Below are 13,994 nucleotides of genomic sequence, written 5' to 3'. Positions count from 1 at the left end.
TTATATATTTAGAGAATTAAATAATTCTACTAGTTTTTTATCTGAAGGTCTTGGAGCATTGGCTTGTACAATATTACCATTAGGGTCTAATAGTATAAATTGAGGAATACCCATAATTTTATAATCAGATACAAAAGAAGTGTTAAAATCGTTATCTGTAATTAACTGTATACCACCCATTTCTTTATCGGCAATCATAGCTTTCCATTTATCTTTGTCTTTTTGTTTATCTGTAGAAATGCTTACAAAATGAATGTTTTTACCATGGTATTGCTCTTCTATTTTTTTTAAGAATGGAATTTCATATTTACATGGCCCGCACCAAGTTGCCCAAACATCAATGTAAACGTATTTACCTTTTAAATCATCTAAAGAAGTTGTGCCACCTGCATAATTTTCATAATTATGAAATTTAGGAGATGGTTGCCCTTTATCTAAAACTTTTAGAGACTCGTGTAATTCTTTTATTTTTTTAATGTGTTTTTGGTTTGTTGATGCATTTAAAAAGTCTTGAAGATCTTTGTCTTTATCTTTTGACATTGGTAAACGCATTGAAATAGCTTTATATAACTCGGCGTTTTTAATGATTGGGTTAGCGATATCAGCCATTGCTTTTGCATTTGCCTCTGGATAGGGCAAAGAATCTTGACTGTAATATTTCATAGCAGCACTTCGAATACTATTAGAAACCATGCTTTGATAATCTGATGAGTATAAATAATCTTCCCCGTTGTCAAGCGTGATTTCTTCCAATTCTTTTTTAAAGGCTTCAGAAGCTTTAAATTCTCGGTTTTTTGTTAAATAGCCATACATTCTTTCATAATTAGATTTTTTAGCTAATCTTCCATAGTTAAGTGCTCTTAACTCTTTTTCTTTAACGTTTTCTGGAATATCTTTAAGTGAGGTAAGATGGTTTTCTAAATCTTTTTGAAAATTGGAAACATTAGCTTCAAAAGTAGTTTCATCCACATTAAAATTACTTTCTCTATCCATCATAAAATCAAAATTCTTAATGGCTTTGTTAACGTAGTAGTTGTTTAATTCTGCGTTACTTCCTTTTAGTTTCAGGCTTTTTAAAGCCTCTTTTTCATTGGCTTCAATATTAATATTAGCGCCTTGTTTTATATATGCAGCAAATCTTAAATTGCCAAAGCGTACATTGTATACACCGTTTTCTTCTATAAAAAGAGTATCAGAAAACATGCCTGTGTCTTTCACGTTAATTGTTTTTGAAAAACCATTTAACGAGCTTACTTTAAGTTCGCCACCTTTAGTATTGCTAATATTTCCAGAAAATAACGCATAGTTAACAGGAGTTTCTTTTTTACAAGCCCAAAGCATAGCAATTGAAAAAGCTATGGTAATAAATTTTAATTTGCCCATACTGTAATTTTTAAATAGTGTTTTGTGTTTTTATATATGAAGATTTTTAAACTATGTAACCCTTAATTTTTTTAGTTAATGATTTGTTAATTAACTAATGGTTTAAGAATAGTTTATAGGGGAAACAAGGCTTATAATCTATAAGCCTTGTTTAAAAAATAACTAACAAAATAATTAATACTGATTTTGTTCTAGCTCTCCGTTTGAAATTAAAATTTCTTCATTTGGAATTGGAAAAGCGAATTTTCTAGATTTTACATCAAGTGTTGTTGTTATTGGCGCTTCGCCACCATTAATAGCACTTGAGTTAAAAGGGTAGAATGTTCTAGACAAGATTACATCATCAGATGCGTCATCATTATTATTGTAACGTCTAATATCATACCACCTATGCACAAAAGGCATTTCTCTTCTGCGCTCTTCTAAAACTTTTGTTAATGCTTCGCTTTGATTTAACGCGCTAAGTTCTATTGCATCTACAGGTGCTGTGGCATCCATTCTTGCAGCTCTTAAAATGTTTGCAGTTTGTAATCCGTCTGCCCAAGCACCTTGCCTAATTTGGCATTCTGCTTTAATTAATAACATTTCTGGTACAGAAGGCCCACTTGGAATATCATCTTTATAAAAGAAAATATAACCAGGATAACTAAATGGTGGCGCTATGGCACCACGAGCATATGAATAGTCTTCAACTACGTGAAATTTATATCTTAAATCATACTCATCATCATAAAGATTAAGTAATTCTTGTGATGGCCAGTTTGCCCAATTAGGGTTTGACAAAAATCTGAAATAATAGGTTTCTCCAAATTCAAGCCTATCTTCTGCAATAGATTGTTGATCGTGTGTATAAGGATATAATAACTCAACACGCTCTGGGGCAGGATTAAATATAGTTGCAAAAGCTGGTATATCAGAAAAACGCATATCTGTATTATAGTTTCTTAAATTACTATATTCATCTAGTGCCTTTTGAGCATAATCTTGTGCCAAAGCATATTCATTTAATGCCAAATAATACCTTGCTGCAAAACCATTAACTGCAGCTGTACTTGCGCGCCAAGAGTTATTTAAACCATTAAATTGACTAAATTCTCTTGTGATTTCTAAAGCATTCATTAAGTTTGCCTCTATAAAATCATAAGTTTCGCCTAGACTAACTCTGGCTGTACTTTCACTAAAACTTGTTGTTTGTTTTATTGGTAAGCCTAATTCATCTAAATTAGTAGTAGAATAAGGTAAACAATAAACATTTGCCAAAACAAAATAACTGTAAGCTCTAATAAAATAGCATTCGGCTTTTATATTGGCTTTTTCTTCTTCAGAGGCTGCCACAGCGTCAATTTGTTCTAAAATATAATTGGCTGTAAATATTTTTTCCCACTCTGCTGGCCAACCAGAAAATCTACCAGATTCATTGGCTGCTAACTCTGTGTTCCAAGTACCAAATATAGCACTAGCAGGAGTATATGCTCTATTAAAATTATCATGCATATTTGTGCTTAACTCAAAATCATCTGAACCGTAAATTAGAGGGAAAATAACTTCATCTGAAAATTCATTATAGTTATTTAATAACGCTTCAAAATCTTCTAAAGATTCTGGTGTTACCGAGTCGTTTTTAGAAGGATTTTCTTCTAAAAAATCATCACAGCTACTAAAAGCTGTTATAAGTAGTAATATTGCTATATATTTATATGTTTTTTTCATAGTGTTTTAGTTTAAAAGTTTAAATTCATACCAAATGTAAAAGTAGCCTGTGGCCTTAAAGTGCCTTTTGGAAACTCTGGGTCTTCATCAAAATCATTAAATAAAACCACACCAACATTATTTGCTTGCGCATAAAAACTTAAACTATTTAAGCCTAATTTAGATATTACTTTATTAGGTAAATTATACGTTAAGTTAACTTCTTGAAACCTTATGTGGTCTGCACTTTCAGTTAAATAGTTCATATAAGGGTAAAACCTGGTATAGAAAAAATATCTAGATGAGATTTCTGGTATAGGTATAATGCTGTTTGGGTCTCCGTTTGCAACTTCATTGTACTTTTCGTTTACACTAGTATTTCCACCAAGAACAGCATTGTAATTAAAGCCTTGTCTTCTAAAAACATGGCCAAATTTACCTGTAACAATAAAAGATAAGTTAAAGTCGTGAATTTTAAATGAGTTTCTAAAACCAACTACGGTTGGTGCATTGGTTGTGCCTTGAGCCTCCATAAAAGTTCTGGCATCGCCATTAACAAATGTGGTTAATGGTGCTAGTTCACCATCTACACCTATTACAGTTGGTTCTGGCGTGCCAGTGCCAAAATCAAACATGCCGCCGTATTGGTAAGACCATAAGGTGTTAGCATCAAAACCTTCTCTGTATGAGGTTGTTGGGCCAGCAGTTAAATCTAATGCTGTATAAACACCTCTTTCAAAAGTTGTAATTTCATTTTTATTGTGAGAAAACGTTAAGTTACCAGACCAAACAATGTCATTGCCATTTATTGGTAGTGTGGTACCTAAACTTACTTCAACCCCCTTGTTCACCATTTCACCTCTGTTTAATAACTGGCTAGTTGTACCATACACAGATGTTAAACCTTGATTAACTATTAAGTCTTTACCTTGCTTGTTATAAACATCTATAGCACCATTTAATTTGCTGTTAAATAAAGAAAAATCTGCCCCTAAATTCCAGCTATAGGTTTTTTCCCATCTTAGTTGTGGGTTACCAAGGTCTGTAACACGAGCTGTTATTTGGTTTGTAACATCGTCTAAGGAGTTACTTAAATTAATTAGTGGTGTGAATGATGCACTTGGTATTATGTTACCTCCAGCACCGTATGTTGCTCTTAGTGATAACCTGTCTACCCAATTAACATTATTCATAAAATCTTCTTTATCTACATGCCAACCTAAGCCAACAGACCAAAAAGGATCATAACGTAATTTAGGATCTGGAGCTACTATGTTTGCGGCATCTGTTCTGTAACTACCCGAAACGGTATATTTGTTATTGTATGTATAAGCTAAATTGCCATACATAGAAAAGAATCTATTTGTTCTTTCTGTAAATGAGTGTTCTGGAGCTAAATCAAAGTTGTAAAAAAAGCTACTGAAACGTGCTGGGAAAAAATTCCATAGTGAGTGCGTGTCTACATCAACTAATAAACGTGAAGTCGTTAATCTTTCTGGGTCATAACCAAACGCAGCTGGATTTGATGTTGTAGAAAACACCCTGTTAGACATTTCTGTACCTGCAATAAAATCTATATTATGCTTATCACCAAAAGTTCGATTATAGCTTAACTGATTTCTAAAATTATACGATCTAATTTCGCTGCTACCTTGTTCTAAAATACCGCCTTTTGGAACTAACTGTGTTGGTACACCACCAAAATTCCATTCAGGACCCGATGTTTCGTTAATAAATTGGCGAACATCAAATGTTTTGTCGCTATAATAATTTTCTGCTTCAGAATTAAAAATTTCATATTGAATTCTAGAAGATAATTTCATTCCCTTTATTAAATCTAGAGTTAAGCCTGCATTTATTCTTGCGTTTAATTGCTTAGTGTTTAAGTCTCTATTGTTAATTTCGGTAATGGGGTTGTAAGACCAGTCTGAGTAAGGAAAATTATTAAAAGGAACATAAGCATCTACATTTGGTCTGTAGTAATGCAAATAAGACATATCTGTTATACTGCCATCTTCATTTTTAAGCATATCCCATGGTGCTAAAGATTTTATGGTGTTTAACATACCTCCAGTACCAAATAACGGATCTGCCTGACCAGAATTAGTATCAATATCATTATGTTGTAACATAGCGCTAAACTCAAAATTAAGCCTGTTACTTAATTTTGTGTTGTTTCTAAAATTGATAAGATATTTTGTTTGTTTATCTCCTTGAAAATAGGTTTTGCTATCTTCATACATTAAAGATAAACTATTAGACATTTTTTCTGTACCGCCATTAATAGCAATATTGTGTTGCGTAACTAAAGGTGTGTTTAATAAGTTGTCTCTAATTTGCTTTTTATTATCTAAAGAAGAAAGATAGCTAAGTGTAGCGTCTCTTTCGGCTGTGGTAATTCTTCCTAAGCGTGCCTCATTCATAGCTACAATAGCTTGTGAATATGGACCAAAATCTCTGGTGCTTGGGCTATTTCCTGGAGGGTTGCCTAAAACACTACCAAAAAAGTTAGTATCAAAAGCTGCTTGCTCATAAGCTAATGTTTCTTGGCTGTTAGCTCTAGCTAAAGCATAATCTAAATCTATTTTACTAGAAGCTCTCACAAAAGATGATACAGAAACGTTTGTTCTTCCTTTTTTGCCTTTTTTAGTTGTAATAACAATAACACCATTTGCTGCTTTAGCTCCCCAAATAGAAGCTGCTGCGGCATCTTTTAATATAGTTACACTTTCTACGTCATTTGGGTTAATAGTGCCAAAACCTCCGTTAATATCGGGGCTGCTGCTGTTAGCAATTCCTAAATCTCCAAATATATTTAAGCCAGAATCTATTGGGAAACCGTCAACAACAATTAAAGGTTGCGCATTAGCGCTTAATGATGATTGCCCCCTAATTTGTATAGCTATGGAACCATCTGCATTGGTTGTTGTTTGTAAACCAGCCACAACACCTGTTAATCTTTCTGCAATACTAGTTGAAGGTTTTTCAATTTGATTTTTTGAAACACCTACATAAGAACCCGTTGCACGTTCTTTAGAAATTTCTCGGTAACCAGATGATACAACTACAACTTCGTCTAGAGAACTTAACTGTTCTTTTAATTCGATATTATAAATTGTTTTGTTTGGTGTAATTTTAGTTTTATAATATTCATACCCTAACCCAGAGGCTACTAAATAATAACCAACTTCGGCTTTTAAGGAGAATTCACCATCAATATTGGTGGCGGTACCTCTAACTATAAAATCACTAGATATTTTACCAGAACCAGGTTCTCTGCTAGACACATATACAGTAATACCAGGTAAAGGCATGCCGTTTTTATCAGTTATAATTCCTGTTAAAACTAATTCTTGTACATCTGCAGCTTTTTTTATAGTTATGGTATTATTAGCTGAAATGTTAAACTTAAAATTGCCTTTAGAAAGACTTTTTTCTAGAAGTTTATTAGCTTTTACAGTGCCTTTTTTCACATCTACTTTTGGGTAGTTTTTAAACATATCAGATCTGTAAATAAACCTGTAGTCTGTTTGTGCTTTAATTAAATCAAAAACTTGATCAACTGAAAGGCTTTGATCTGTTTCAATTTTAACCTTAGCATTTTGAGACATAATGTTTGTGGACGAAAACCCAAAAACTGTTGTGCATAATAAGAATATGAATGTTCTCATAATGATTTTAGGGAGATTTTTTCTTAAAAGGAAAAAACCTTTTGTTAATTTAAATTCCATAAATTTGTTAGCGTTAATTAGTTAAACATTAATTAATTGAATTAGGGGAAGTTGAGGTTTGTGTTGTGAGAATTCCTAACCTCTTTTCCCTTTCTTTTTACCTAAATATTATAGTTTTATTATTTATTTCATAAGGTACGTTGTTAGTGTTATATATTGTATTTAATATTTCTTCAATAGTTTGATTTTTATCTAGTATTCCTGTAAACTCAATGTTTTCTACTTCCTTATTTACAAAAACAACATCAGAGTCATACCATCTTGTAAGCACTTTCATTATTTTGTTAAGTGGCATATCTTTAAAACTAAACACGCCATTTTTCCAAGATATTACACTGTAAATATCAGTAACATTATTTATGGTTAAGTTGTTAGTTTCTTTGTTTAAAATTGTTTGCTGGTTTGGTTTTACAGAAACAATACTAGCGGCCGATTTTAGGTTTATTTTACCTTCAATAAGTGTAGAGTAAATTTCATTTTCATTATTGTAAGCTTTAATATTAAATTGTGTTCCTAAAACTTCAATTTCTTGGTTGCTGGTGGTTACACTAAATTTGGTGCCGTTGTTTTTGTGGCTAGGAGAAACATCAAAATAAGCTTCGCCATATACTAATTCAACTTGTCTTTTTTCTGTGTTTGAAAAACTTGCAGGGTATTTAAGTTTAGATTCTGAGTTTAGCCAAACTTGGGTGCCGTCATCTAATTTTAAATAATATTGTCCGCCTCTTGGAATAGTTAAATAATTATATGCAATTTCATTGTTTGCTTTATTGGGCTTGTTATATATTATTTCTTCGCCATTACTAGAAATACTACTGGTTATGTAATCTTTCCCTTTAGTTAATGTTATGTTTGTACCATCATCTAAAGTTAAAATGGCTTTATCTGTACCTGTTTCAATATTGTTATTTACAATAACAGGTGTGTTGTTGGTTTGGTTTTTATTATTTAGTAAAATTGAAGTAGCTATTAAAATAGTAACTGAAGCTGCAACGGCATATTTAAATATAGCCTTTTTGTAAAACGGAATTACTTTAGGTTTTTTGTTAATATGTTTCCAAACGTTGCTCAAAGCTTCATCTACATTTACGCTATTGTAAGCGTTATTTAGGTTAAAATCATCTATTATGAAATCTTTAAAGATTTTTTGATTTTTAGGTTTTTTTAACCAGTCTCTTAGCTTATTTAGTTCTATATTATCAATAGAATTGGTTAAGTATTTAATAATTATCTTTTTCAATTTTTTAGAAATTATGTGGTGTTATATTTAAGTGTCGGTTTTGTTTTATAAAAACCCTTAAAAGAATTTAACATTTTTTTTAAATTTTTTTTTTACAATATATATTTTCACATTTGTGGTTAACAATGGGGTAATTAATGCAAGATTTAGATCTTATACATGCTATAAAATTAGATGATAAGAATGCTTTTGAGGTATTGTTTCAAAAGTATTATGAAAACCTTGTGAATTATGTTTTGGTATACACACAGCATAAGCCTACAGCGGAAGACATTGTGCAACAAATGTTTGTAAATATTTGGGTAAAGCGTTATGAGCTTAATGTAACAAAATCTGTTAAAGGATATTTATACACGGTAGCGCATAGAGCTTATATTGATTTTTACCGAAGTACTAAACGCAGAAATGCTTTTTTTGATGAATTAAAAGAAAAAGCTTTAAGAGATGCCATTAAAGAAAATAAACACATTGTTAAACAACGTGTAAAAAAATTACAACAAATTGTTGAAACGTTGCCACCTAAGTGTAAAGAAATTTTAGAGCTTAATAAATTGCAAGGGCTCAAATACCAGGAAATAGCTGATAAACTACAAATTTCTGTTAAAACTGTTGAGTCACAAATGCGTATTGCTTACCAACGTATAAGAGAAGGTTTTGATAATGACTCTACAGTGTTAGTGTTTATTTCAGGTTTGTTTAATTAATGCTGTAGTTTATAAGCACTAGGTGTAAAACCAATATGCCTTTTAAAATATTTTGTAAAGTGTGAGTTGTCTTTAAAAGATAGTGTATATGCAATTTCGGTAATAGTTTTGTCTGTGTACAGTAGTAATCGTTTTGCTTCACTTAAAATATAATCTGAAATTACTTCTGAAGCAGATTTACCACATTCATTTCTGCAACTGGTATTTAAATTTTGCGGACTGGTGTTTAGCAATTCAGCATAATACTCAACACTATTTGATAGTTTGTTTTCATTAGTTAATAAATCTGTAAATTTATGATATAAACTGTTGTTTAACTGTTGGTCGTTACTGTTAAATTGTAAAAGTTTACCTAATAAAGCTTTTAGTAAGCCTTCAATAATACTTCTATTTTTAGTTTCACTTTTGTATTCAGAAGTTAATAATTCAAAAATGGTTATAATAGAGGTGTTATCTTTTGGTGTAAAATGTGTAAAGGCACTTATTTTTAGTAATAATTGATGTAATTCAATATCAGCACAATCATCAATAAAGTCTTTTTTTATAATAATTACAAAGCCTTCAGGTTCTGAAGTGATATCCCAAAAATGGACTTGCTCTTTTCTTACAACAAAAAAAATAGGCGGTTTAATAGTAATTTTTAAGTTGTCTATGGCATGAAACCCTGATGCGTTTGTAAAGTAAACAAATTCTAAATATTTATTGTGTTTATGCGGTGCTGTTTTTCTAACGCTTTTTTTAAAAGGTTCAATTTTAATGGTGTCTATAGATTGGGTTTTGTCTTTTATTTTTAAAACAGCGGTGTCTTTCATTGTATAAAATGTCAATTTACAAAAACACAAATTTAGTGCTTACTTTTAGTTAATACTTAAAATTTAAGTTCAAATTAGGTAGTAAAAGGGTTTTATTAAGTAATATATAATTTTAATATAGTTTTAGTTTGTAATAAATTCATACTTTTTTGCTTAAAGTTATTTTGTAAATTGCACCACATACTAATACATTTTATATGGTAACATTAAAGCAGTTAGCAAAAGAGTTGAATGTTTCAATATCTACAGTTTCAAAAGCACTTAATAATAGTGAAGAAATTGGCGAAGAAACCGTTAGGCGTGTTAAAGAACTTGCAGAACTGTATAATTACAAACCCAATAAAGTAGCTTTAAGTTTAAAGCAAAATAAAACCAAAACTATAGGGGTTATTATTCCAAATATTTTAAATCATTTTTTAGCTAAAGTATTATTTGGTATAGAAAGAGAAGCAACAAAGCTTGGTTACAATATAATAACGTGTATTTCAAACGAATCTTTAGATAAAGAAAAAGAAAGTTTGCAAATTCTAGCAAACGGTAGTGTAGATGGGTTTATACTAAGTGTAGCTGAAGAAACTCAAATTAAAAATGAAGTAGATCATTTTAAAAAAACCATTAGCCAAGGTTTACCAATAGTAATGTTTGACAGAGTTGCACATGATGTAATGTGTGATAAAGTTATAGTTGATGATTTTGATGCAACTTACAATGCAACAAAAGGCCTTTTAGAAGAAGGCAGAAAACGTATTGCTTTTATTAGTAATATAGACCAAATAAGTGTTGGAAAACTTAGAGAACGTGGTTATACAAAAGCTATTTTAGAAAACCACGACATGGAGCCTGTTTCACTAATAATTAAAAAGAAAGACGATCATCAAAAGAAAATAAAATCGTTTTTAAAGAAAAATAAAGATGTTGATGGCGTTATTGCTGCCGATAGCTCATCAGGTATTATAGCCATTAACACGGCTGTAAATCAAGGTAAAAAAGTACCTAGAGATATGTCTGTTATAGGTTACGCTAGTAAAGCAGATTCTTATCATACATTACCAAAACTTACCACTGTAAGACAACACGCTAAAGTGATTGGTGCAAATGCAGCCCAAATGCTAATTCATAGACTTCAAAATATGCATTTAAATGAAGATGTTAAAACTAAAATAGTGAAAACCAGCTTAGTAAAAACTAAGTCTGTTTTGTAGGAAAAAAGTATCAAAATATCATTTCAACGTTTTTATTTGCTTTTTATCGATTTTTTATTTTTTAATCAAACACTTTAACCTAGTTTAGCAACGCTTAACGGAATTAATCCCCTCAACGTTAAGTTTTATTAATCCATTTTATTTAAGTGATTTTTTATCACAAATTCCCTCATAATTAAATTACGTGGTTTTCTACGATAATTTAAGGTTAATTATTCCATTTTACCCTCAACAGTTTGGTTTTGATGTATTTCAAAATCTTAAGCACGCGTATTTTTTAAAATTTAAATAAATAATTAAACCTTAAAACCTAAAAATTATGAAAGCCCTAAAAATTACTTTAGCAATTGCAGTTTTATTAGCAACTTTAACTTCTTGTACTAAGCAAGATTTAAATGAAGACGATGTGTTAGAATCTCCTGATACTAAAGAAGCACCTTATACTGGTGGTAACGGACACGATTAAGTATTTATTTACCATAATTAATATAAATCCTATGCCATAAGCATAGGATTTTTTATTTATGCTCTTTTAGTTTTAAAATATTACTATAAATTTGAGAACATAAAATCATTATTTTCTTGAAGTTTAACTTACTGCATATAGTTTTAATGTGTGTGTTTTTAACAACAAATGCACAAATAACTAAAAATTTAGAGTCTATAGATTCTATTCAAAAACAACTAAGGTTGTTAAAAACAAACGATTCTTTAAATATAGCTGGCAAGTATTTTCAAATTGGCGAAATTTACAGGAAGTCTTTGTTAGGCGATAGTGCATATCATTATTTAAGAAAAGCCGAAAAACTATTCAAAACCTATAATAGTAAATACGAAAGTGCTATAACACTTTATGGTATAGCTGTAGTTCAATGCAATAATAAAGATTACACCGGAAGCGAGTTAACATCTACCGAAGCTAGGGCTATTTTAAATGAACTACCACCAACAAATAATGTTAATAAGTATAAGGCATACATATTTAATAATTTAGGAATTGTTTATGATGAGTTAGAACAGTTTGATGAATCTATTAATTATTATGAAAAATCATTGCAATTAAAACGCGGCTTAGATGGTGATTTTGAGAGAAGTATAGGTTTAACCTTAAATAATTTACTAAAAGTTTACAGACGAGCTGGACACTATAATTTAGCTATTGAAAAATTTAATGAAATAGTTGCAAATAAAAGTCTTATTAAAAATTATCCTGATGTGTATGTATTAGCATTAGGCAATTATGCAAATACATTATATCAATCTAAAAAGTACCAACAGTTACCAGGCTTGTATTTAAAAGCATTAAAAATTAGTGATAGTATAGGTGGTAGGTATAACTCTATAATACTACATCAGCATTTAGCCGAATTTTATAACCGTCTAAATAAAAAAGATTCAGCTAAATATTATGGCTATAAAGCCAAAGCGCTTTCAGAAGAATTTAATAATGATGATTTATTAAAATCGTTACTTATTCTTTCAAAAATTGAAGAAGGTGAAGTTGCTGCAAATCATTTAAGAAACTATGTGGTTTTAAATGATAGTTTACAAAAAATAGAACGTGCCAGAAGAGATAAATTTGCAAGAATTAGGTTTGAAACTAAGCAAATAGAGCAAGAAAATATTCGTATAAATAAAGAACGTATGTGGTTGCTAATAATAACTATTGTTATAATTATAACTTCATTTTTACTATACTTAATAATACTGCAACGTAATAAAAATAAAGAACTACAGTTTGTACAAAAACAACAAGCAGCCAATGAAGAAATTTATAATTTAATGCTGTCACAAAACGAGCGCATTGAAGAGGCTAGAGCTTTAGAAAAAAAGCGTATTTCAGAAGAATTACATGATGGTGTTTTGGGGCGCTTATTTGGCACTCGCTTAAGTTTAGATAGTTTGAATATGAATAATACAGAACAAGCTGTAAAAAACCGTAGTCTGTACATAAGCGAGTTAAAAACCATAGAAGAAGATATTAGAAAAGTATCACATGAACTGAATACAGATTTTGTTGCTGGTGCCGGTTTTATAGATATAATTAAAACCCTTGTAGATACACAAACATCGGTATATAACTTAGAATATAAGTTTCAGCATGATGATATCATTAATTGGGATGCTATAACTAATAAAAACAAAATTCATATTTATAGAATCATTCAAGAAGCATTGCATAATATTCATAAACATGCTAATGCTTTATTTGTTAAAATTAGTTTTAAACTAAAAAATAATGTAATTTGCTTATCGCTTGAAGATAATGGAAAAGGCTTTGATGTAGATAAAGCTAAATCTGGTATAGGTTTAAAAAATATTACATCAAGAATAAACGACATTAAAGGCAAACTAAACATAACATCAACAAAAAACAAAGGAACCATTGTAACCATTGAAGTTCCTATAGCATAGAACCCTAGTTTTTATGACTGAAAAAATTAAAATTTTAATGATTGATGACCATCCAATGATTATTGAAGGTTATCAAAACACTCTGTTATTCACAAAAAAAGATTCTCAAGATTTACAAATACACATAGCAAATAATTGTGATGAAGCTATAAAACGCATCGATAAATCAATAAAAGAAAATTACCCATATGATTTATTATTTGTTGATATAAGCCTGCCGCCTTCAACAGATGGCACAATGAGTTCTGGAGAGGATTTAGCAGAATACGCAAGAGCTATTCTACCCAAAGCAAAAATTATTGTTTTAACAATGTTCAATGAATCATTTAGAATTCACAACATTATAAAAAATATTGAACCTGAAGGTTTCTTAATTAAAAGCGATTTAACTTCTAGTGAGCTTGCAAGTGCATTTCAAGCAGTATTAAATAATCCGCCATTTTATAGCGGTACTGTTAATAGTTATATTAAAAAAGTTATTGCAAGTGATATTGTGATTGATGAAAAGAACAGAAAAATATTATTTTTGCTATCGCAAGGCATTAAAACAAAAAATTTAGCGTCGCATTTAGATATTTCTTTAAGTGCCGTTGAAAAACGAAAAAAACAGTTAAAAGAACTTTTTAATGTTGAAGACGGACAAGATGAAACGCTATTAAATGAAGCCAGAAAAAAAGGTTTTGTTTAGTTTTTTTAATTTATTCGATGAAAGGTAATTAGTGTTAAAAGTATAGCAAACGTCTGTGTTTTAAAGGGTTTTATATTGAAATTACGCGCGTACTACTCAAAAAATACTCAATTCCATACTTAATTTACGG

The 13,994-nt window shown here is 30.3% G+C and carries 10 protein-coding genes; 5 read left to right on the top strand and 5 right to left on the bottom strand.

All coding sequences use genetic code 11. The features are described from left to right. From ACXAG4_RS09370 to ACXAG4_RS09355, 4 genes are all read right to left on the bottom strand, one after another. On the bottom strand, positions 1-1,383 hold the full coding sequence (locus tag ACXAG4_RS09370) for a TlpA family protein disulfide reductase (RefSeq protein ID WP_475295816.1): 1,383 nt from the start codon (positions 1,381-1,383) through the stop codon (positions 1-3). A 174-nt stretch (positions 1,384-1,557) separates the two neighbouring features. Further along, entirely contained in the window at positions 1,558-3,093 is a 1,536-nt protein-coding gene (locus tag ACXAG4_RS09365; protein WP_475295815.1) for a RagB/SusD family nutrient uptake outer membrane protein, read from the bottom strand. An 11-nt stretch (positions 3,094-3,104) separates the two neighbouring features. Then, positions 3,105-6,743, bottom strand: a complete 3,639-nt coding sequence (locus ACXAG4_RS09360; protein WP_475295814.1) for a SusC/RagA family TonB-linked outer membrane protein — start codon at positions 6,741-6,743, stop codon at positions 3,105-3,107. Positions 6,744-6,900: 157 nt separating this feature from the next. Continuing rightward, positions 6,901-8,043, bottom strand: coding sequence for a FecR family protein (locus ACXAG4_RS09355; RefSeq protein WP_475295813.1), 1,143 nt, complete (start codon positions 8,041-8,043; stop codon positions 6,901-6,903). 137 nt (positions 8,044-8,180) lie between these two features. Between ACXAG4_RS09355 and ACXAG4_RS09350 the strand changes: the two genes are divergently transcribed. Continuing rightward, a complete protein-coding gene (locus ACXAG4_RS09350) occupies positions 8,181-8,747 on the top strand; it encodes an RNA polymerase sigma factor (protein WP_475295812.1) in 567 nt (188 codons plus the stop codon). Here the strand turns inward: ACXAG4_RS09350 and ACXAG4_RS09345 are convergent. Then, positions 8,744-9,559 (bottom strand): helix-turn-helix domain-containing protein, encoded by an 816-nt coding sequence (locus tag ACXAG4_RS09345; RefSeq protein WP_475295811.1) that lies wholly within the window; start codon positions 9,557-9,559, stop codon positions 8,744-8,746. The two genes, ACXAG4_RS09350 and ACXAG4_RS09345, sit on opposite strands and share 4 nt — an antisense overlap. 197 nt (positions 9,560-9,756) lie before the next feature. Here ACXAG4_RS09345 and ACXAG4_RS09340 point away from each other — a divergent pair, with 197 nt between their 5' ends. From ACXAG4_RS09340 to ACXAG4_RS09325, 4 genes are all read left to right on the top strand, one after another. Then, the gene (locus ACXAG4_RS09340) at positions 9,757-10,761 is read left to right on the top strand and encodes a LacI family DNA-binding transcriptional regulator (protein WP_475295810.1); all 1,005 of its coding nucleotides are present in this window, start codon (positions 9,757-9,759) and stop codon (positions 10,759-10,761) included. Positions 10,762-11,080: 319 nt separating this feature from the next. After that, positions 11,081-11,227 (top strand): hypothetical protein, encoded by a 147-nt coding sequence (locus tag ACXAG4_RS09335; RefSeq protein ID WP_475295809.1) that lies wholly within the window; start codon positions 11,081-11,083, stop codon positions 11,225-11,227. A gap of 116 nt (positions 11,228-11,343) precedes the next feature. Then, a complete protein-coding gene (locus tag ACXAG4_RS09330) occupies positions 11,344-13,176 on the top strand; it encodes a tetratricopeptide repeat-containing sensor histidine kinase (protein WP_475295808.1) in 1,833 nt (610 codons plus the stop codon). Between the two features lie 13 nt (positions 13,177-13,189). Then, positions 13,190-13,864, top strand: a complete 675-nt coding sequence (locus ACXAG4_RS09325) for a response regulator (protein ID WP_475295807.1) — start codon at positions 13,190-13,192, stop codon at positions 13,862-13,864. The last annotated feature ends 130 nt before the right edge of the window (positions 13,865-13,994 follow it).

It is taken from the genome of Seonamhaeicola sp. ABD4_175 (assembly GCF_056160885.1).
Note: the sequence above shows the minus strand (reverse complement) of the source record. Positions and strands in the feature narration are given on the sequence as shown.

Coding starts and splice junctions, on each gene's coding strand:
- ACXAG4_RS09370 (WP_475295816.1), bottom strand. CDS start 1,383: ATGGGCAAATTAAAATTTATTACCATAGCTTTTTCAATTGCTATGCTT.
- ACXAG4_RS09365 (WP_475295815.1), bottom strand. CDS start 3,093: ATGAAAAAAACATATAAATATATAGCAATATTACTACTTATAACAGCT.
- ACXAG4_RS09360 (WP_475295814.1), bottom strand. CDS start 6,743: ATGAGAACATTCATATTCTTATTATGCACAACAGTTTTTGGGTTTTCG.
- ACXAG4_RS09350 (WP_475295812.1), top strand. CDS start 8,181: ATGCAAGATTTAGATCTTATACATGCTATAAAATTAGATGATAAGAAT.
- ACXAG4_RS09345 (WP_475295811.1), bottom strand. CDS start 9,559: ATGAAAGACACCGCTGTTTTAAAAATAAAAGACAAAACCCAATCTATA.
- ACXAG4_RS09340 (WP_475295810.1), top strand. CDS start 9,757: ATGGTAACATTAAAGCAGTTAGCAAAAGAGTTGAATGTTTCAATATCT.
- ACXAG4_RS09335 (WP_475295809.1), top strand. CDS start 11,081: ATGAAAGCCCTAAAAATTACTTTAGCAATTGCAGTTTTATTAGCAACT.
- ACXAG4_RS09325 (WP_475295807.1), top strand. CDS start 13,190: ATGACTGAAAAAATTAAAATTTTAATGATTGATGACCATCCAATGATT.